This window comes from Deltaproteobacteria bacterium (assembly GCA_016210005.1).
Taxonomy (GTDB): domain Bacteria; phylum Desulfobacterota; class Binatia; order HRBIN30; family JACQVA1; genus JACQVA1.
The window spans coordinates 1-19984 of the sequence record JACQVA010000187.1; the positions used below are offsets into that span (position 1 = coordinate 1).

14 protein-coding genes are annotated in these 19984 nt (G+C 65.9%); 5 read left to right on the forward strand and 9 right to left on the reverse strand.

What is annotated here, in order from left to right:
• Window positions 1–232 precede the first annotated feature (232 nt).
• From HY699_18110 to HY699_18145, 8 genes are all read right to left on the reverse strand, one after another.
• Window positions 233–1696 carry a hypothetical protein gene (locus HY699_18110; protein ID MBI4517724.1) on the reverse strand — a complete coding sequence of 488 codons (1464 nt, stop codon included), beginning with the start codon at window positions 1694–1696 and terminating at the stop codon, window positions 233–235.
• Window positions 1693–4773, reverse strand: a complete 3081-nt coding sequence (locus HY699_18115) for a PAS domain S-box protein (protein MBI4517725.1) — start codon at window positions 4771–4773, stop codon at window positions 1693–1695. The genes HY699_18110 and HY699_18115 overlap by 4 nt, the downstream gene beginning before the upstream one ends.
• Before the next feature lie 329 nt (window positions 4774–5102).
• Window positions 5103–6632 carry a YifB family Mg chelatase-like AAA ATPase gene (locus HY699_18120; GenBank protein ID MBI4517726.1) on the reverse strand — a complete coding sequence of 510 codons (1530 nt, stop codon included), beginning with the start codon at window positions 6630–6632 and terminating at the stop codon, window positions 5103–5105.
• 151 nt (window positions 6633–6783) lie between these two features.
• Window positions 6784–7884, reverse strand: coding sequence for a Zn-dependent alcohol dehydrogenase (locus HY699_18125; GenBank protein ID MBI4517727.1), 1101 nt, complete (start codon window positions 7882–7884; stop codon window positions 6784–6786).
• Window positions 7881–9623 (reverse strand): FAD-binding protein, encoded by a 1743-nt coding sequence (locus HY699_18130; GenBank protein ID MBI4517728.1) that lies wholly within the window; start codon window positions 9621–9623, stop codon window positions 7881–7883. The genes HY699_18125 and HY699_18130 overlap by 4 nt, the downstream gene beginning before the upstream one ends.
• Window positions 9624–9659: 36 nt before the next feature.
• On the reverse strand, window positions 9660–10712 hold the full coding sequence (locus HY699_18135) for an aldo/keto reductase (GenBank protein MBI4517729.1): 1053 nt from the start codon (window positions 10710–10712) through the stop codon (window positions 9660–9662).
• Between the two features lie 23 nt (window positions 10713–10735).
• The gene (locus HY699_18140; GenBank protein MBI4517730.1) at window positions 10736–11251 is read right to left on the reverse strand and encodes a nuclear transport factor 2 family protein; all 516 of its coding nucleotides are present in this window, start codon (window positions 11249–11251) and stop codon (window positions 10736–10738) included.
• A 53-nt stretch (window positions 11252–11304) separates the two neighbouring features.
• Window positions 11305–12432 (reverse strand): hypothetical protein, encoded by a 1128-nt coding sequence (locus tag HY699_18145; GenBank protein ID MBI4517731.1) that lies wholly within the window; start codon window positions 12430–12432, stop codon window positions 11305–11307.
• A gap of 115 nt (window positions 12433–12547) precedes the next feature.
• Here HY699_18145 and HY699_18150 point away from each other — a divergent pair, with 115 nt between their 5' ends.
• The 5 genes from HY699_18150 (at window position 12548) to HY699_18170 (ending at window position 17299) form a co-directional block, all read left to right on the forward strand.
• The gene (locus HY699_18150; GenBank protein ID MBI4517732.1) at window positions 12548–13150 is read left to right on the forward strand and encodes a TetR/AcrR family transcriptional regulator; all 603 of its coding nucleotides are present in this window, start codon (window positions 12548–12550) and stop codon (window positions 13148–13150) included.
• A gap of 62 nt (window positions 13151–13212) precedes the next feature.
• Window positions 13213–14475 carry a cysteine desulfurase gene (locus tag HY699_18155; GenBank protein ID MBI4517733.1) on the forward strand — a complete coding sequence of 421 codons (1263 nt, stop codon included), beginning with the start codon at window positions 13213–13215 and terminating at the stop codon, window positions 14473–14475.
• Complete coding sequence (locus HY699_18160) at window positions 14472–14945, forward strand: SUF system NifU family Fe-S cluster assembly protein (GenBank protein MBI4517734.1); 474 nt, start codon at window positions 14472–14474, stop codon at window positions 14943–14945. The genes HY699_18155 and HY699_18160 overlap by 4 nt, the downstream gene beginning before the upstream one ends.
• Window positions 14942–15715: an outer membrane lipoprotein-sorting protein gene (locus HY699_18165; GenBank protein MBI4517735.1), complete on the forward strand. Its 774-nt coding sequence runs from the start codon at window positions 14942–14944 to the stop codon at window positions 15713–15715. The genes HY699_18160 and HY699_18165 overlap by 4 nt, the downstream gene beginning before the upstream one ends.
• A gap of 102 nt (window positions 15716–15817) precedes the next feature.
• Window positions 15818–17299 carry an NAD(P)/FAD-dependent oxidoreductase gene (locus HY699_18170; protein MBI4517736.1) on the forward strand — a complete coding sequence of 494 codons (1482 nt, stop codon included), beginning with the start codon at window positions 15818–15820 and terminating at the stop codon, window positions 17297–17299.
• Between the two features lie 163 nt (window positions 17300–17462).
• On the opposite strand, the gene HY699_18175 is transcribed toward HY699_18170, so the two are convergent.
• The coding region (locus HY699_18175) for a hypothetical protein (protein MBI4517737.1) at window positions 17463–19984 on the reverse strand (2522 nt) is incomplete at its 5' end.

Below are 19984 nucleotides of genomic sequence, written 5' to 3' on the forward strand. Positions count from 1 at the left end.
CCGCAGCTCACTCAGTCGTGCCAGTCCCTGCGTTGCGCTGTTCTCCCTTGCCATTCGACCATCCTCCTCTCGTCGAGATGGCCGGGGAGGTTAGTCGAACGCGACGTCAGCGCGCATGCATGCTCACCGGAAGGACACAAAACATGCGGGGATAGGGAGGCACTCTCTTCGCCTTTGCTCCCTGACCTGAAGCTGCGCGCTGTAACTTGGCCATGTCTGGTCCCGGCAAGTTTCACCCCTGAAGAGTCGACGTCGTCAGAGACGGGGGCATCGCTCTCCCGCCAGCCTTACGGGAGGCAACCCTGTCTGAGTGGGCAATGCCGAAGGCGGCGGTGAAGTGGAAGGTGCTGCCGTGGCCGACTTCGCTTTCCACCCAGATGCGCCCGCCCATCAGCTCAACCAGCTGCTTGGCAATCGCCAGCCCCAAGCCGGTGCCGCCGTGCTTGCGGGCGGTCGAGCCGTCGGCTTGCTCGAAGACGTCGAAGATCACCGCTTGTTTTTCACTCGGGATGCCGATGCCGGTGTCGTGAACTGCGAAGCGGAGTTCGACTGTAGGCTGAAGACCGGAGGCTGGAGACTGGTGGCTGGAGGCTGGGGGCCGAAGAGCGGTGGCTTCAACAGTCACTTCGCCTTTTTCGGCGAACTTGACGGCGTTGCCGGCGAGATTGATGAGAATCTGGCGCAGGCGGCCGGCGTCACCGACCAGGGTGTCGGGCACCTCGGCGGTGACCGCCCACGACAGCTTCAGGCCCTTTTCCCGCGCTTGCAGCGCCAATAGCTGTGTTGCGTCACTGATAGTGGCGCGCAGCGAGAACGGTTTGGCTTCGAGTTCGAGTTTGCCGGCTTCGATCTTGGAGAAGTCGAGCACGTCGTTGATGATGCTCAGCAGCGACTCGCCGGAGAGCTTGACCAAGTCGAGATACTCGCGCTGCTCGGCCGTCAGCTCGGTCTCCAGTGCCAGCTCGGTCATGCCGAGGATGCCGTTCATCGGGGTACGGATCTCGTGGCTCATGTTGGCGACGAACTCGCTCTTGGCGCGGCTGGCGGACTCGGCCGCCGCCGTCGCTTGCTGCAATGCTTGATTCGCCTGCTCGGTCTGGCGCTGGGATCTGAGTAGCGCGCAGGTGTGCCGCTCGATGTCGGCGCGATAGCGATGGAATTCGTAGGCGATGTAGAGCGAAGCGGTGAAGACCATGGCCGTGACCGCCCCCGTGAGCGAGACGGCTGGGCCCAAGCTGCCGGTCTCGATGTACACGGACCACAGCACCGCCAGCGACGCCATGGCGACAGTCAGCAGCTGCCAGCGCAGACCCCAGGGCAGCAAACTGGCGGTGAACAGCGTCACCACCAGCAGGGCGAGCACGACCGGCAGGAGATCGTGCGTGGCCACCACCGATACCGCGGCCGAGACGCACTCGGTGGCAACAGCCAAGATCGCAATCAGGCGCACATTCCGGCGCGCAGCGGCGAATCGCATTGACCACAAGCCCGCCATCATAACGGCCACCGTGGTCGTGTTGACCGCTAACTCAAAGCGCAGGTTGGTGTTCGGGGCCGATAGTGCGCCTGCCGTCGTTGCCAGCACGGTGCCCGCCAAGATGATCCACAGGCCGGCGCGCACACGGCTGACAAGCAGCTGATCGGTTTCGACCGCGAGCGCCACGCCGTCGCCTGTCCTACTGTTGCCGGGGATCATGCGGCGGAGACCTCCAAAGCCTGCGCATCGGCGGCGCCCGTGCTCGAGAGCGCGCTTGTGCCGCGCTCGATTGTCAGGCGGGCAATGGTCCGCAGCAGGCTCTGGCTATCTATCGGTTTGGCGACGTAAGCGTCCATGCCCGCCGCCAGGCAACGCTCCTCGTCGCCCTTTAGCGCGTGCGCGGTCATGGCGATGATGGGGACGCGATGCGCTCGCGGGTTGCCGGTGGCCGCTTCGCGGCGGCGGATTTCGGCGGTGGCTTCGAAGCCGTCCATCTCGGGCATCTGTACATCCATCAGCACCAGATCGAATGGTTCGCGCTCGAGCGCAGCCAGCGCCTCGTTGCCATTACCGGCGACAACCACCGTGTGACCGCGCTTCTCCAGCAGCCGCACCACCAGCTTCTGGTTCACGGCATTGTCCTCGGCCAGCAGGATGCGCAGCCGATTGCGAAACTTGTCTGCCGCTCCCGCATCACTTGTGGGAGAGGGCTGGGGCGAGGGTTTCTCAATAGCTGGTCCGCACGTGCTGCTGCGCTCGGCGCAATGGTTTCCTACCAGCGCTGCGGGAGAGGGACGCGCGTTGGGTTGGGCAAGGCCGAAGGTCGCAGTGAAGTGGAAGGTGCTGCCGCGCCCAGGTTCGCTGTCCACCCAGATACGGCCGCCCAGCAGGTGTACCAGCTTGGCTGCGATGGTTAGGCCCAGGCCGGTGCCGCCGTAACGGCGCGCGGTCGAGCCGTCGGCTTGCTCGAAGGCGTTGAAGATCGCCGCCTGCTTTTGCGCGGGGATGCCGATGCCGGTGTCGTGAACCGCGAAATGCAGCTCGGCTAGAGGCTGGGCGGCGTCGCAGGCCGGGGACTGGGGACTGTCGACCTGAACTACCACTTCGCCCTGGGCTGTGAACTTGATCGCGTTGCCGACGAGATTGACGAGGATCTGGCGTAACCGCCCGGGGTCGCCGGTCAACGCAGCAGGCACGCCGGCGGCGATGTTCCAGGCAATGCGCAAACCCTTTTGCTGCGCTCGCAAGGCCAGCGCCTTGATGGTGTCTTCGATGCAGTCATGGAGTCTGAACTCGACGTTGTCGATGTCGAGCCTGCCGGCTTCGATCTTGGATAAATCGAGCACGTCGTTGATGACCGTGAGCAGGGAACCGGCGGAGGACTTGACCAGGCCGAGGTATTCGCGCTGTTCGCCGGACAGCTCGGTGTCGAGCGCCAGCTCGGTCATGCCAATGATACCGTTGAGCGGGGTGCGGATTTCGTGGCTCATATTGGCGAGGAACTCGCTCTTGGCGCGGTTGGCGACCTCGGCGGCTTCCTTGGCCTGCTGCAGCGCCGCCTCGGCCTGCTTGCGCTCGGTGACGTCGCGGGAGCTTACCATCACCACGTTGGGGCTGCCGGCGAGGCTCTTGCCGACCGCCTCCAGATAGCGCCACGAACCGTCTTTGTGCCGGGCGCGATATTCGAAGTGGAGGGGCTCGCCGGGATGACTGAATCCCTGCGCCACCGCCGGCGCGATCGCCGCGACGTCATCGGGATGCAGCAACAGCAAGCCGCTCTGGCCGACCAGCTCCTCGGGCGCATAGCCGAGCACCCACTCATGAGATGGGCTGACGTATTGGATGCCGCCGCTCGGATCGGCGATCGCGATCAGGTCGGAGACATTCTCGATGAGGAATCGAAACCGGGCTTCGCTGCGCTGCAGCGCCTCTTGCGCCTGCTTGCGCTCGGTCACGTCGCGGGCAATGCCGAGCACGCGGGTTTGGCCGTGGATGTGAATCGGATAGGTCCGCACCTCGACGGTGACGGTGCTGCCGTCAGCGCGGATGATATTCAGCTCATCCGGGCCGGTCGGCTCGCCGGCGATGTTTTTCGACTGCAGCGCGATGGCCTTCGGGAATTCCTCGGCGGGCAGGATCTTCAGTGACAGCAGGCTCTCGCCGATCATTTGCTCGCGCCGGTAGCCGATCAGCTCTTCGGCCGCGCGGTTGCCGTCGAGCAGGCGCCCTTCGAGGTCGTTCAAGTAATAGGCGTCGGGGGCATACTCGAAGAGGGCCTTGAGGTATTCCTGTGAATTGCGCAGCTCTTCCTCGATCTGCACGCGCTCGGTGATGTCGTGAGAATTGACCACCACCCCGGCAACGGCTGGATCGTTGAGCAGGTTGGTGCCCACGCCCTCGAAGACCCGCCACGAGCCGTCCTTAGCGCGGTAGCGATACACGGCCGAGGCGGTGGCGCCCGGTTGCGCCAGACCGCGCGTGAACAACTCCAGCAACGCCGCGCGATCGTCGGGATGAATCATATCGAAGTCGTTGACGCCTTCGAGTTCCGTGGGGCCATAGCCGAGGATGCGCTGGGCCGAGGGGCTGCGATAGCTGACGCTGCCGTCGGGCTTGAGGACAGTGACGACGTCTGAGGCGTGTTCGATCAAGGAGCGGAAATGCCGCTCGCTGCGCCGCAGCGCCTCTTCGGCCCGCCGGCGTTCGTCGATGTACTGGCGCAGTTCGTGATTGCGTCGCTCCAACGTGGCCCGATAGCTGGTGAATTCGTAAGCGATGAACAGCACCACCACAAACCCGACGAGCAGCCCAGCGGGGAGATATTCGAGAGCGCCGCTCAAGCTGCCGGTGACCATGTAGGCGTTCAAGGCAATCGCCAGCGCCGCCATGGCGGCCGCCGCCAGCTGCGGCCACAGCCCCCACGGCAACACCGCCGCCGAGGCCAGCGCGACCACCGTCAGCACCAGCCTGGTAGCCGCCACATCCTGCCGCAAAGCGCCGGTACTCGCGGCCACCGCACAGGTTATGGCCACGCCCAATAACCCGATCAGCACCGGGTGGGCGCGGCCCGCCGGAAAGCGCAACGCCCACAGCAGCGGGGCGAGAACCGCGATGTGCAGCGCCTTCAGCGCCAGCAACGGAGGCAGCGCCTGCCGGTGCAGCCGGAGATCTTCGACCGTTAGGATGCTACTGGAGACCAGAACGATCCAGAACGCGGTCCGCAGCCGGCGAATGAACTGCTCGCGGCGCGGCTCATCGCGCGACGGGTGCGGAATGCTGCGAGCGGAGTTCGCCATATCCCTGGGTGCGCCAACGGTGCACCTGCTATGCCATTCGGTCGCTCCAGGCTGTCGGAATCAGCTGCCGCGCCGCCAGCGCAGCGCGGGGGCATTTCCCTGGCGGAATCGGGGAAACGGCCACTTGGGTGACGCTCAAATCACACCTGGTCGCAGCCGACGGCCGGCAGCACAACTCGGCCCTCTGCCTCCCGACCTGAAACCCGGTGAAGGAAAAACTGGCGCGCGCAGAGCCGGTTCGAGACCGGGCAGCTCGATCAAGCGCAGAAACCTGGCGGATAAGCGTGCCGGGCGCGTGGCGGCGCGGCTGGGAGGCCAAGAAGCGCGAGTCAGTGAAACGCCCGGTCCAAGCTGCGGTACTGAATCGCTTCGGAGACGTGGGACTGGCTGATGGTGGCCGGCGCGCCGTCGAGGTCGGCGATGGTGCGGGCGACCTTGAGGATGCGGGTGTAAGCGCGGGCGCTGAGGTTGAGCCGGGCCATGGCGGTCTCGAGCAGGCGCTCGGCGACCGGGTCGAGCACGCATACCCGCCGCAGGTCGCGGCTGGCCATCTGGGCGTTGCAGTAAATGCGGCGGCCCTGGAAGCGCGCCAACTGCAGCTGGCGGGCGCGATCGACGCGGGTGCGAATTGCCTGCGAGGGCTCACCCAGAGCCCGATCGGACAGCTCCTTGTACTTCACCGCCGGCACCTCGATCTGGATGTCGATGCGATCCAGCAGCGGCCCCGAGATGCGGGCGCGGTAGCGCTGGATCTGCGGCAGGTTGCAGCTGCACTCCTTGAGCGCGTCACCGTAGAAACCGCACGGGCAGGGGTTCATCGCTGCCACCAGCATGACGCTGGCGGGGTAGGTGATCGAGCCGACCGCGCGTGAAATCGTGATGCGCGTTTCTTCCAGCGGCTGGCGCAGTACTTCGAGCACGTTCTTGCGGAATTCCGGCAGCTCGTCGAGGAACAGCACGCCGTGATGTGCCAGGCTGACTTCGCCGGGCTTGGGAATGGTGCCGCCGCCGATCAACCCCGCGTCACTGATGGTGTGGTGGGGCGAGCGAAACGGGCGCGTTGCCACCAGCGCCCGGCCATCCATCAGGCCCATGACGCTGTGCACGCGGGTGGTCTCGATCGCTTCCGGCAACGTCAGTGCCGGCAGAATCGTCGGCAGGCGCTGCGCCAGCATGGTTTTGCCCGAACCCGGCGGGCCGACCATGATGACGTTGTGGCCGCCGGCCGCGGCCACCTCGAGCGCGCGCTTGACGTGCTCCTGGCCCTTGACGTCGCTGAAGTCGAGCTCGTAGCGCGCGTGGGCCGCGAACACCTCGGCCAGATCGAGCCGTGTCGGCGCAATCTGGCGCTCGCCGCGCAAGAACTCAAAGGCTTCAGCCAGGGTGTTGACGGCGATCACCTCGATGCCGTCCACCACCGCCGCCTCGAGCGCGTTCTCCGGCGGCACCAGCACGCCGCGCAGCCGCTTCTCGCTGACGGCGGCAGCAGTCGGCAAGGTGCCGCGTACGGCTTTGACGCGGCCGTCCAGCGACAGTTCGCCGAGCAAGACGTAGTTGCGCAACTGCTCGGCCGGCAGCTTGCCCGCCGCCGCCAGCAGCCCCATGGCGATCGGCAGATCGTAGGCCGAGCCCTCCTTCTTGATGTCCGCCGGTGCGAGGTTGATGGTGATCTTGCGCTGCGGAAACTCGTAGCCGCAGTTCTTCAGCGCCGAGCGCACGCGGTCCTTGCTCTCCTTGACCGCGCCTTCCGGCAGGCCGACCACGGCCATCTGCGGCAAGCCGCCCGCGATGTCTACCTCGACTTCAACGAGCAACGCATCGATTCCCTGCAGCGCGCTCGACAGCACGGTCGCAAGCACGGGTCCTCTCCCCTGGCGTGCGGAGGAATCTACGCGGGCTGCCCCTAACAAATCAAGGGGCGGGCAGCGGGCTTCATGATGCGTCGCGCTCTTCCACGGGTTGCTCGGCCTGGCTTCTTGCCGTCCGCACCTCCGGCTACTTACGCTTGGCTCAGCCGATCTCCAACACCGTGCGAATGCCTCGGCCGGCCTGCAAGTCGGCAGCGGCCTCGTTGATCTGATGCAGCGGCCGGCGCGTGGTCACGAGTGCATCGAGGTCGAGGCGGCCGGCCCGCCACAGGGCGACCAGCCGGGGAATTTCGCGCAGCGAATTGGCGCTGCCGAGAATACAGCCGAGCAACTTCTTCTGGCCGGCGGTGAAGAGCACCGCCGGTGCGATCGTCACGGCCTCGTCCATCGGCGGCGCCCCGAGGCACACGGTGGTGCCCCCAGTCCGCGTCGCCGCAATACCGATCTGAACCAGGCTGGCGCGGCCGGCGGTTTCAAAGGCGTAGTCGGCGCCGACGCCGGTGAGATCCAGACAAGCGGTGAGCACGTCGTCTTGGTTCGGGTCGATCAGATCGGTGGCCCCGAAGCGGGCCGCGGCGGCCCGGCGCTCGGCAACGGGGTCGGAGGCGATGATGCGCGCCGCCCCTGCCAACCGCGCGCCTTGAACGACGGCCAGGCCAACCCCACCAAGTCCCATGACCAGCACGGTGGCACCTTCCTCGACCTTGGCGGTGTTGAGCACGGCACCAACGCCGGTTTGCACCGCGCAGCCGATCACGCAGGCAACATCCAGCGGTGTATCGGCCGGAACCTTGACCGCGCCGGTGGCGGGCGTGACCACGAACTGCGCCAACGCCCCCAGCCCCAGGCCACGATACACGCACTGGTCGCCGCGCGAGAGGCCGGTGGTACCATCAATCAAGGTGTTGGTTTGGATGCCATTGGCGTTCACGCAGGCACTGGGCTCACCGCGCACACACCAGTAACAGCCGCCGCACGGCGGGCAGGGCGTCAGCACCACGCGGTCGCCGGCCGCCAGGCCGCTGACGCCCGGGCCGAGATCCTCGACCACACCGGCGGCTTCGTGGCCGACGATTATCGGCAACGGTGCGGGAAAGGTGCCGTTGATGAGGCTGAGATCGGAGTGGCACAAGCCGCAGTGGCGCACGCGCACGCGCACTTCTCCCACCCGCGGCGGCTGAATCTCGATATCGTCGGCGATAACCAGCGGGGTGCCCGGGGCTTCGAGAAGTGCGGCTTTCATAAGCGGTTTCCTGCTTGGTCTGGTGGTAGCGGTTTGCGGCCCGTGCTGGCGGCATCCTCGGCAGCGAGGAAGCCGAAGGTCATCGCCGGTCCGATGGTAGCGCCGGCGCCGGGGTAAGTGCGGCCCATCACGGTGGCGGAGGAATTACCGGCGGCGTAGAGACCGGGAATCACGTCGCCGGTGACGCTGAGTACGCGGGCCTGCGCGTCGGTGCGAAAGCCGCCCTTGGTGCCGAGGTCGCCGGGGTAGACGCGTACGGCATAGAACGGCGGGCGCTCGATCGGGCCAAGGTTGGGATTAGGCCCGGTCGCCTTGGCCGTGTAATAGCGGTCCTGCAGACTCTCGCCGCGATGGAAGTCGGGGTCGGTGCCGGCGGCAGCGGATTGCTTGAGGCGCGCTACGGTCTCGCGCAGGCCGTCGGCGTCAACGCCGATCTTGTGCGCCAGGGCCTCGATGGAGTCGGCCTTGACGAAGAAGTTGCCCGCCAGCGTCTTCGGCAGCAGCCGGTCGGGAGTAGCGTAGCCCGGCGGCATCGGCCCGCAGGGGTACTTCTTGCGAAACCTGCTGTCGAAGATCAAGAAGGCGGGGATAGCGGGCGCGCCGGTGGCGTTGGCCTTGTACATGCTCTTGACCACGTCGTTGTAAGGCGCGGCTTCGTTCATGAAGCGCCGGCCGCGCGCATCGACGATGATGCTGCCGGGAAGGTTCTTCTCGAAGATCACGATGTAGACCGGCGCCGTCTGCGACGCCGGCGAAAGCATCGCCGGGCACCACCAGGCATCGTCCATCAGATCCAGGCTCGCCCCCACGGCGGTGCCGAGCACCACGGTATCGCCCAAGTTGGAGTCGCAGCCGGCCGTCCACTGGTTACCGATCGGGCTGGGCTGATAGTGCTGGCGCATCTTGGCGTTGTGTTCAAAGCCGCCGGCCGCCAGCAGCACGCCCTGGCGCGCCTGAATGCGCAGTAGCTGGCCGGCGCGTTCGACCCGGGCGCCAACCACGCGGCCGTCTTCGGTCAGGATCTCCTTGATCGGTGTCTCGAGCCACAGTGGCACCTGGCGCTCGAGCAGCGACAGGCGCAAGCGGCCGGCGAGCGCCGCACCAAGTGTGAGATCGGTGTTGCCGAGTTTGCGCCAGCGCGCGCGCAAGTTGGTGTAATAGGCGAGCAGGCCGCGCGCCATGAACACCGCGGCCCGCAGCCCGCCGGTCAGCAGCGCGTGCCCGTCGGCGACGCCGATGGCCAAGCGCCCGCCCATGACCTGCTTTTCGAGCGGGGCTTGGCGCTGGCGGCGAAATTCCTCGCCCAGCTGCAGCGCGTCGAACAGCAGCGGTTCGCACGAGCGCCCGCCGGGCTTGCCCCCGGCCAACTCCGGGTAGTAGTCGGGGTAGTCCGGCAAGCAGGCGAAGCGCACGTGGGAGCGTTCGGCCAGAGTTGCCAGCATGCGCGGCGCGCCGTCGATGTAAGCCCGCAGCCGCTGCGTGCCGGTGCTGCCGGCGGTGACTGCCTCGATATATCGCAAGCCCTCTTCCGGCGAATCACTGAGGCCATGCTGCCTCATGAACGGATTATTAGGCACCCATACCACACCGCCCGACAGCGCGGTCGAGCCGCCGTAGACGGGCGCCTTCTCGATCACCAGCGTAGCCGCACCGAGATCGTGCGCCCGCAGCGCCGCCGTCATGCCGGCGGCGCCGGAACCGGCCACCAGGAAGTCTACCGCCTCATCCCACGCCGCCATGTCTGCACTCCGGACGGGCGCGCTGCCAGCTCATTCTCACACCACCTTCGGCACCGGCGGCAGCGACAGTGCACCGGCGGTGATTTCGTTGACCTCGGCCTGCTCCGCCGGCGTTAGCCGCCAGTCAGCCGCCTGCGCGTTCTGCTCGACCTGCTCGGTCCGGCTGGCGCCGACCAGCACACTGGCGACGCCGGGCTGACCCGCCAGCCAGGCGATGGCCAGGTCGAGAATGGTGTGCTGGCGCGCTTGGGCGAACGCCTCCAACCGCTCCAGTAACTCGTAGTTCTGCTGGCTGAAGATCGACTCGGGAGTAACCCAGCGCAGCAGCTCGGGGCTGACTTGGCGCACGATGGCGTCGGGCACACCGGTCAAGTATTCCGTCGTCGGCCGTTCGTTGGCCAGCCGTGCCCCCGCAGGCTTGGCGCGCCCGGGGCGGTACTTGCCGGTCAAGAAGCCACTGCCGAGCGGGAAGTACGCCAGAATGCCGGCACCGTGTTCGAGGCACGCGGGCACCAGCTCCTTTTCGATCTGGCGGTCAAGCAGGTTGTAAGCGTTTTGCGCCGAGATGAAGCGGGTCAGATTATGCGAGCGCGCAATCCAGTTGGCGTCGACCACCTGCCAGCCGGCGAAGTTCGAGGTGCCGAGGTAACGCACCTTGCCTTGACGGATGAGATCATCGAGCGCACGCAGAGTCTCTTCCATCGGCACGCCGGGAAAAGGGAAGTGCAGTTGGTAGAGGTCGATGTAGTCCGTATCCAGCCGGCGCAGGCTCGCTTCGACGGCGTACATGATGTGCCGGCGCGAGGTACCCATGTGCAGCATGCCGACGTAGGAGCCGGTCGGACCGACGAACTTGGTGGCGATGACGGCATCCTGGCGGCGGCCCTTGAGTGCCTTCCCGAGATGTTCTTCGGACAACCCGCCGGGGCCGTAGATGTCGGCGGTGTCGAACAGGGTGATGCCTAAATCCATCGCCCGCTGCACGATCGCGGCGGACTGCTGCTGATCGCACTTGTGCCCGAAGTTGTCGCAACCGAGACCAAGCACGGACACGGGCAGGCCCGACCGGCCGAGATTACGGTATTCCATGCGACCAGGCCGCGCCGGCCCCTTCAGCGCGGCGCCGCGCCGAGCGCGGCCAGCAACTCGCCGCGGTTCTTGGCCCAGCCATCGTGGTAGGGCGAAATGTACTTCCACCTGGTCTTGATCGCCGCGAACTTCCAGCAGCCGCCTGCGCGTACATACTCCTCCTCGTAGGTGCCGGCCATCCACTGCGCGATGTTGCTGGCAGCATCGGTAGTCGGCGCCTCGTAGTACCAGGTACCGGTAGCGCGATCGCCGTGCACCTCGATGATCGGGTTGTGCACCATGTGCATGCAGAACGACACCGCACCCGGCACCACCGAGCCGAAGAAGGTCTGGAGACCTTCACGGCCCTCGTAGATCGAGGCCGGGCCGAGACCGAAATCGACCTTGGCGTCGGCGGTGAAATGCGCCAGCAACTGGTCGCGAACGCCTTCGTCACCCAGACCGGCATCGCACAGGTAGCAGTACGTGGCCTTCAACTTCCTGATGGCCTCGATGTCCTCCAATACCTGAATGCGGGCGGCGAGTTCTTCGATCGTCATCGTTGTTACTCCTCTCGTCGTGACAACGTAGCTCAACTTGCGCAGGTCGGGCTTCAATAGCCGTGGTAGCCGTACTTGGGATACTTGCCGACCACCAGTAGCTCGGTGGTACCGTGCCCGATCTGGTTACCGCAGCGGAACTCGGAGCCGTAATCGACGTAGCCCCAAATCTCGCGCATCACGTTGGGGTCGGTGAGATCGAGTTTGTAGCCGTCCATCCACGATGAACCCATCCACAAGCCGTGAATGAAACCCTTGTAAGGCAAGCCGTAGCCGCCCGGAGCCTGGTAGCAGATCGAGATCGGGCGGATGTCCACTTCCCGCTGGCTGCCGTCGATGGCGGTCATCACCACGCGTCCACCGGCAAAGCAGCGCTGCCGCTCTTGGCGGCTGTCGTCGAAGGTGTAGTGGTGCTCGACGTTGGCCAACTCGAGCGGTTCCTTGCCGCTGCCGAGCGGGTAGAAGACGCCGCCGCCGAAGTGCCAGCGCCGGGCCAGCCCGGCCTGATCGTCCCAAATCTCGCGGATATGGAAGCTCGCGCCCCAGTCGGCGAACTGCATCAGGACGAAGTTGAACAGCTGGCCGGCGTAGATCATGGGCACTTGCACGCCGGCTTCGACGAAGTCGGCGCCGGCGACGCGGATGCCCCAAGAACGATCGCGCTCGCAGACCCACGAAGTCTGGTCGAGCTCGAACCGCTGGCCCTCGGCCTTGATCCAGCCGCGTGGGCGGCCGCTTTGCACCATGCGCTTGATGTCTTCCTTCAAGCGGCCGCGCTCGATCTGGGTTTGCGCCGGCTCTTCGTAAAGCGGGCTGACGGCTTCGGCGACCACGTCGAAGCTGAGGCCGTATTCGTTCTCGTCCAAACAGAACCGCACCTGGCGCAGCGGCTCGATGATCTCGTAGCGGAACGGGCCGACCTTGAAGACGTCGATCTCCGGCCGCAGCTCGCGCGAGGCCCGTACCAGGTATTGGGTATGGTTGCCGATGGTGAAGCAAGTGAACGCGTCCATGAGGTTGCGGTTGGGGTAGTAGCCGAAGCCCGCCGCCAGATGGGCCGCGCCTTCGAGGTGGTGCGCCAGAATCCAGGCGCGCTCGGTCCACTCGCGGGCGCTGGTGCCGGGGCGGTCGAAGGTGGAGACCGCCTGATGGCAGAACTGCTCGTCGTAGCGTGTGATCATGCCTGGCCCTCCGCGAACGGCGGCGCGAGCAGTAACACGGCATGAGACACCTGTCTACTCCGGAGTCTCGACACGGGTTGCGATCGCCGCAAAAACGTGCCAGGTTCCGGCGCGCATGCGCAAACACGCCTTGCACGGCGAGACCGTCACGGTGGTCCGGCGCTTCAGCCGCGCCCAGTCGGAGAAGCGCGCCGCCGCCCGGCGGGCGGCGGCGGAGTTGGCCGCCGAGGGCGGCTATCCGCTGGTGACAATGGCGGCGGTGGCCGGCCGCATCGGCATCACGCGCGCCACCATCTACCGCTACTTCTCTTCCAAGGATCACTTGCTCAGAGAGGTCATGGAGGAATGGGCGGCCGAGGTCAACGAAGACCTGCGCCGCCGGCCGCCGCGGGCGGCGGCGCTGAGCGAGCGGGTCGGCGCGGCCTTCGAGCGCATCGTCAACGCCGCGGTGCGCAACCGCGGCTTGACCTCGGCGCTGCTGCTGGCGGCGACCTCGCCCGACTCCGGCGGGGCGTTGCCGGCCTGGTCGTCGCCCGTGGGCGATTATCTCGAGACCGTCATCGGCGAAAAGAAGCTGCCGCGCATGCAAGAGATCACCGACGTGTTGAGCTACGTGCTGTTCGCGGCGCTGATCGGCGCCGTTCTGCGCGGCCAGGATCCCGCGGAGGCCACGGCGGTGCTGCGCACCGCCGTCCGCCTGCTGTTGCCGCGCCGTTGAGGACTGATCTGCGCCGCGGGCGAGCGCGAGAAATCCGTGCGCTTTTGTGGCAGAGTGGGGCCATGAGCACAACGTCCACCGTTCAATCTCCCGCGCCGCCTACTCCCAGCCTCGAGGTGGAGCGCATCCGCGCCGATTTCCCGATTCTCGGCCGGCAGGTCCACGGCAAACCGCTAGTGTATTTCGACAATGCCGCCACGGTGCAAAAGCCGCGCGCGGTCATCGAGGCGATGGTGCGCTTCTACACCGAGGACTGCGCCAACATCCACCGCGGCGCCCATGCCCTCAGCGAGCGGGCGAGCGCGGCCTACGAGAGCGCCCGCGCCACCGTGCGCCGGTTCGTGAACGCACATGAGGAGCGCGAGATCGTCTTCGTTTGCGGCACCACGGAAGCGCTCAACCTGGTCGCGCACAGTTTCGCTCGCCCCCGGTTGCAGCCGGGTGACGAGGTCATCGTCTCGGTGATGGAGCATCACTCCAACCTCGTCCCCTGGCAGATCGCCTGCGCCGAACGCGGCGCCACGCTGCGGGTCGTTCCCATCGACGACGGCGGTGAACTACTGCTCAGTGAGTACGCCCGGCTGCTCGGCCCGCGCACCAAGTTGGTCGCGCTCACCCACGTCTCGAACGTCCTGGGCACCATCAACCCGGTGCGCCAACTGATCACGCTGGCGCACGGGCACAACGTTCCAGTATTGCTCGACGGCGCTCAGGCCGCACCGCACCTGGGTCTCGACGTGCAAGACCTCGACTGCGATTTCTACGCCTTCTCCGGCCACAAGGTGTACGGCCCGACCGGTATCGGCGTGCTCTACGGCAAGGCCGGCCTGCTTGACACCATGCCGCCCTATCAGAGCGGCGGCGGCATGATCAGCGCGGTGACAATCGAGAAGACCACGTATGCCGAGATCCCCAACAAGTTCGAGGCCGGCACGCCGAACGTCGCCGGGGCTGTCGGCCTGGCCGCGGCGCTCGACTATGTCAGCGCGATCGGACTCGATGCCATCGCCGCATACGAGCAGGAGCTGTTGGCTTACGCCAAGCGCCGGCTGGCGGCGCTGCCGCAAGTGCGCCTGATCGGCACCGCCGCGGAGAAGGCCGGCATCGTCTCGTTTGCGCTCGGTGAGATCCATCCGCACGATGTCGCGACGGTATTGGATCGCGAGGGCATCGCCATCCGCGCCGGCCACCATTGCGCCCAGCCGCTGATGGCCCGCCTCGGAGTGGCGGCGACGGCGCGGGCGTCGCTGGCCTTTTACAACACTCGCGCCGAGATCGAGGCGCTCGGCGCCGGCCTTGGCAAAGTCATCGAGGTGTTCAAGTGACCACCGCGGTGATCGAGCTCTATCGCGAGGTCATCCTCGATCACAGCAAGCACCCGCGCAATTGCCGTGCGCTACGACGGCCGGCGCGCGTGGCCGAAGGTTACAACCCGCTGTGTGGCGATCAGGTCACGGTCTACGTCGAGCTTGCCGCCGGCGTGCTGCGCGAGGTTGCCTTTCAGGGCCGTGGTTGCGCGCTCTCGACCGCCTCGGCTTCGCTGATGACGGAGATGCTCAAGGGCAAGTCGGCGGCCGCGGCGCGCCGGTTGGGTGAGCAATTCGAGAACTTCGCCACCACCGGCGCGGCATCAGCCGCTACCGACATCGGCCAGCTCAACGCCTTCGCGGCGGTGCACAAGTTTCCCAGCCGGGTGAAGTGCGCGCTGCTCGCCTGGCGAACGCTGCAAGCTGCGCTGCGGGCCGAGGAGCCAGCGACGGCGGCAAACGACAACGCCAAGGGGGAGGGGCAATGAGGTACGCAAAGCGACCAACGGCAGTATCGGCGGCGCTGGCGCTGCTGGCAGTGGTGGTGGCCGACTCGGCCGCGGCCGCCGGCGATGATGCTCGCGACCTAGTCAGGCGAGCCCTCGAGGCACTCCCCAAGGTACCGTTCATCGCCAAGCTCAAACTCTCGGTTGACCGCGGTGCGCCGCGCGAACTCACGCTGAGCCACAAGCTGGTGGCCGGTGCCCGTGCCAGCTACCTCGAAGTGATCGCCCCAGTCGAGGTGCAGGGCATGCGCTTTCTGTTTCTCGAACGGCCCGACGGCCAGTCCGATCAGTTCATGAAGATCGCGGCCTCGCGAAAAGTCATTCAAGTCGCGGCCGAGATGCGTAAACATTCCTTCCTGGGTTCGGCCTTCTATGTTGCCGACTTGATCGAACCCGCGCTCGACGCCTTTGCCTATACCGACGTCGGCGAGGACGAGATTCTGCGACGCCGCTGCCGGCTGATCGAGGCCGTGCCCAAGCAGCCCGCCGGCGCGCTTTACGCCAAGATGATCGCGGCGATTGACCCCAAAGACCTGTTGATCCTCAAGCGGCTGTTCGTGGACGAGAAGGGCACCTTGCTCAAAACCTGGACGGTGGAGCGCGTAGACAAGGTCACCGGCTACTGGACATTGCTCGAACAGCGCATGCGTAATCCGATCGAGAAGACCGACTCGCGCCTGGAGATCACCGAGATCAAACACAACGTGGAACTGCCCGACGAACTGTTCAGCCCCGAGCATCTCGCGCGATAGGGGCTTGTCGGCCGGCGCGCAGTCGCCCCCACCGCTGTCGAGGTCGGGCTAGATCTCCACCGCACGGTCTTGCGATTTCTGATTCAAAACGAGGAGGAGGGAATGGAAGACAACTACGATGTGATCGTGATCGGATCAGGGCTTGGGGGGAGCGTGTGCGCTGCCCTGCTGGCTAAGGCGGGCATGCGGACGCTGCTGCTCGAAAAGAACAACCGACCGGGCGGCAAGGCCATGGGCATCTCGGTGAACGGCTTTCGCGGCGAGATGTGGCCGACCTTCGGCATCCCGATGCACCGCGGGCCTTTCATCGACGCCTTTCGCGCCCTCGGTATCGAGTCGAAGCTCGATATCAGACCGGGCTCATTCGCCATGATGTATCGGCGCAAAGGCGGCAACTGGACGACCTACGTCGATCCGCCGGGTAAGCCGGTGCAAGACCCCACGGCCAATTTGTTCGACTCCTGGGGACTGGACGATCCTAAGGAGCGCGAGGCCTGCCTGACGGTGCTGGCGGAAATCTTCATGATGACGCCGGAGCAGCTCGACCAGCTCGACGACGTCAGCGTTCAGCAATGGCTCGATGAGCGAAAAGATGTCCCGCCGCCCATCCGCGGCTTTCTCGCCACCCATTCCAACCTCATGGCCACCGGGGTCTACGAGCTGGTGTCGATGTCGGAGATCGCGCGGGTGATGCAGATATTCGCCGGGGGCGAAACCGGCTATCCGCGAGGCGGCTATGGCCGGCTCATTGATGAGCTGATCGAGGTGCTCAGAGTCCATGGCGGAAAGCTGCTCACCGGCGCCCGCGTGGAGAAGATCACCGTCGAAGAAGGCCGCGTGACCGGTGTGGCGACCAAGGACAAGGCGTTCAAGGCCCCCATCGTTGTCAGCAACGCCGGTATCCAGCCGACGGTTCTCAAATTGGTTGGTCGCGAGCACTTCGACAGGAGCTACGTCGGCTATGTCATAGACATCGTACCGAGTTTAGGCTTCACCAACATGCGGTACATCTTCAGCCAGCCCGTCATGAAGCACGGGGTATACGTGGCCACAACCGAAGACACGTATCTGGATATCGAGCGCCTCGACAGGATGCGGGACGGAATCATACCTGACGAGATCGCCCTGGATGGCGTGGTGCCGTCTCACTTCGATCCCGACATGGCCCCGCCCGGCAAGCAGATGCTCAATCTCGGGACCTGGTGTACGCCCGATCCCAGCGGCAAAGAGCTGAAGGCCCTGCACAAGAAGATCAACGATCTGTTTGTGGAGATGTTCCCCGAGGCGGTTTCCCACATTGAACGGATCGAAGGGCACGTCGGCCCGGCGGAGGTATCGAGCTTGTCGCGCGACCAGGTCCTCCCTGGTGTCGGTGGCGAAGCGGCCGGCTTGGCCGTGACCGTCGGATATTGCGGCAAGAACAAGCCGAAGCCGAAATCGCCGTTGCCCGGGCTCTTCTTTGTCGGGCACGATGCCGGCGGCGCCGGCTATCTCGCAACCCACCAGGCCGTCAGCTCGGGCATGAACGTCGCGCAGCTCGTGCACTTCTACTGGTTGGAACGGAGATCGGTGGTGCGAATCTGACTGCGCCGTACGCTTTATCGGTGAAGATAACGACCGCGGGCGGGGCCCAAGCCGCTGCTCCTGACGACGGAAAAGACACGCCGAGTCTGAGCGGCACGGCGTCGCGCGAGGTTAGTCGCTTTCTCGACGAGGGCAGGCGCGCATCAACTGGTTTGCCGACGGCTTAGAGCGCGCGCTCCAGGCAGATCTTGTCGATCTTGGCGTAGTCGGAACAGTTCGCACTTACCCGGACGCGCAGCTTGGTCGCATGCGCCGGCGCCGCCCCGAGGGTCAACGAGTACGGTCCACCGAACCCAGACACTTCGAGATCGCTGGCAATAATGTGGGTGACAGGAGATCCGATGTTGGCCCCGCTCGAGGTGCGATACTGGATCGTGACGGTCTGGTTCCCCGATACCACGTGCGTGCCCGAGTAGAAGGTCATCGCGTAACCCGAACCCGGCGTCACCACCACGTCTTGGTACATGGTGCCGCAGCCGTAGATGTATCCGACCAGATCGCCATCCACCGGCGGGGCAGTGGTCGTTCCCGCGCAGCCGTTCTTCCAACTGATCGGCGGGCAGCCCGAGCTCTCCTCGAAGCTGGGATTGAGCAGAAGGTTGCCATCGCAGGCATCCGGGGTCGGGGTCGGCGTGGCGGTCTTCGTGGGCGTCTTCGAGACCGTCGGCGTCATCGTTGCGGTCCCTGCCGGCGTGGCGGTCCGTGTTGCGGTTGGCGGCGCGGCGGTCGATGTCGGGGACGGCGTCACGATCGATTGCAGCAGACACACGGAGTCGCCCTTTGCCCCGGCGCGGCTCGTAGACGGATCGCGGAAGATGACCTTCAAGTAGGCGACGCCGCTCGGGGCGGTGGCGGAGAGCGCGTAAGGACCGCCCAGTGAGCCGGTGACATCGATGTCCGTTGTGATGGTGTGAATCGCCGGGTTGCCGATCTCTAGGTTCGAGGCGTTGTAGAAACGGATCTCGATCGTCGGGTTCACCGACGGTTGGTGTGTGCCACTATAGAACGCCATCGTGTAGACGTTCCCGGCCACCGCGCTCACCTGCTGCGACCACCGTCCGGTGTTCCCGGAGCTGGTGCCCCAGATGTAGCCGACGCGGGTGCCGTCGGGCGGGCTAAAAGCGGTCGTCGCGCCCGCCTCGCCGCTCTCGACGACCCAGACGGTCGGAATCGGGTCACCGATGCTGTTGCTTCCGCTATGGATCTCGAAGCTGGCGTTTTGCAGCAGGTTGCCAACGCAGAACGAGGGCGTGTTCGTCTTGCTTGGGGTGGGCGTCTTGGTCGGTGTCGCCGTATTCGTAGCGGTGGCGCTCGGCGGTACCGGGGTGGTCGTCTTGGTCGCGGTTGGCGGCACCGGGCTGTTGGTCGGCGTCCTGGTCGCGGTAGCGGTCTTGGTAATCGTCGCCGTGCGTGTCACGGTCTTCGTGGGCGTGGCGGTGCTGCACGGGACCGGTGTGACGCGGCACGCGGCGCCGGCGTCTTCACCGGCACTGCCGATGTAGAACACGGCATCGATCAAATCGGCGCTGGCATCACCCGCCGAAGTCGCGAACGCTGTGTCGAGCACCTGGTTTACGGTCTGGCCCACGATGCTGCCGAACATGTAGAGGCCGAACCCGAGCTGCGGATTGAGCGCGACATTCAACTCGGCCGCGAGCAGATGGCGGCGGTACTGGTCGGCGTTGTTGTCGAGCAAGGCCTCGGCCTGCGCGCCGGTATAGCCGTTGTAGTGGGCGGTCGACTGAATCAGCGCGAGGAACTCAGCACTGGTGTAATGGTTCTGCCAGTTCTTCCAGTACCCCGGACTATAGATGTAGGCGCACAGATCGCCGGGGCCGCATTGCGGCGCGATGGTTCCGGTGGGCGTGGCGGTGGCGGTAGCGGTCGGCGTTTGCGGCGGGCCGCACGTTGCCGGCACCACGCGACAGCTCGCGCCGGCATGCTCGCCGTCGCTGCCGAGATAGAGCACGGCGTCGATCAACTCGATGCTGGCGCTGCCCGAAGTGGTGGCGAACGCCGTGGCCAGGACCTGGTTCACCGTCTGCCCAGCTAGGCTCCCCACCGTGTAGCTGCCGTTGCCCAGACTCGGATTGAGCGCGACGTTCAACTCGGCGGACAGCAAGTGACGGTGGTATTGATCGCCGTTGTTGTCGAGCAGGGCTTCGGCCTGCGCGATCGTGTACGCGCTGTAGTGCGCGGTCGCCTGGATCAGCGCGAGAAACTGGGCGCTGGTGTAGTGGTTTGCCCAGTTCTTCCAGTAGCCCGGGCTATGGATCAGGTCGCACAGCTCGCCCGTACGGCAGGGCGTGCTGGTGGCCGTTGGGGTCGGGGTGCGCGTCGACGTCTTGGTCGGCGTCTGCGTGATCGTCGGCGTGCGCGTCCTGGTCGGGGTCGCCGTCTTCGTCGCGGTTGGCGTATCGGTCGGCGTCTGAGTCGGGGTGGCGGTCGGCGTATTAGTTGGCGTGTCCGTCGGAGTGTGGGTCGCGGTGGCCGTCGGGGTCGCGGTCGGGGTCTGAGTCGGCGTGTCCGTTGGCGTTGCCGTCGGCGTGTTGGTCGGGGTTTTAGTTGAAGTCGTGGTCGCCGTCGCGGTGGGTGTATCGGTTGGCGTCTGAGTCGGGGTTGCGGTCGGCGTTTCAGTGGGCGTCGCCGTTGGCGTCTCGGTCGGAGTTGCGGTCAGCGTATAGG

Coding starts and splice junctions, on each gene's coding strand:
- HY699_18110 (MBI4517724.1), bottom strand. CDS start 1,696: ATGATCCCCGGCAACAGTAGGACAGGCGACGGCGTGGCGCTCGCGGTC.
- HY699_18115 (MBI4517725.1), bottom strand. CDS start 4,773: ATGGCGAACTCCGCTCGCAGCATTCCGCACCCGTCGCGCGATGAGCCG.
- HY699_18125 (MBI4517727.1), bottom strand. CDS start 7,884: ATGAAAGCCGCACTTCTCGAAGCCCCGGGCACCCCGCTGGTTATCGCC.
- HY699_18130 (MBI4517728.1), bottom strand. CDS start 9,623: ATGGCGGCGTGGGATGAGGCGGTAGACTTCCTGGTGGCCGGTTCCGGC.
- HY699_18135 (MBI4517729.1), bottom strand. CDS start 10,712: ATGGAATACCGTAATCTCGGCCGGTCGGGCCTGCCCGTGTCCGTGCTT.
- HY699_18140 (MBI4517730.1), bottom strand. CDS start 11,251: ATGACGATCGAAGAACTCGCCGCCCGCATTCAGGTATTGGAGGACATC.
- HY699_18145 (MBI4517731.1), bottom strand. CDS start 12,432: ATGATCACACGCTACGACGAGCAGTTCTGCCATCAGGCGGTCTCCACC.
- HY699_18150 (MBI4517732.1), top strand. CDS start 12,548: ATGCGCAAACACGCCTTGCACGGCGAGACCGTCACGGTGGTCCGGCGC.
- HY699_18155 (MBI4517733.1), top strand. CDS start 13,213: ATGAGCACAACGTCCACCGTTCAATCTCCCGCGCCGCCTACTCCCAGC.
- HY699_18165 (MBI4517735.1), top strand. CDS start 14,942: ATGAGGTACGCAAAGCGACCAACGGCAGTATCGGCGGCGCTGGCGCTG.
- HY699_18170 (MBI4517736.1), top strand. CDS start 15,818: ATGGAAGACAACTACGATGTGATCGTGATCGGATCAGGGCTTGGGGGG.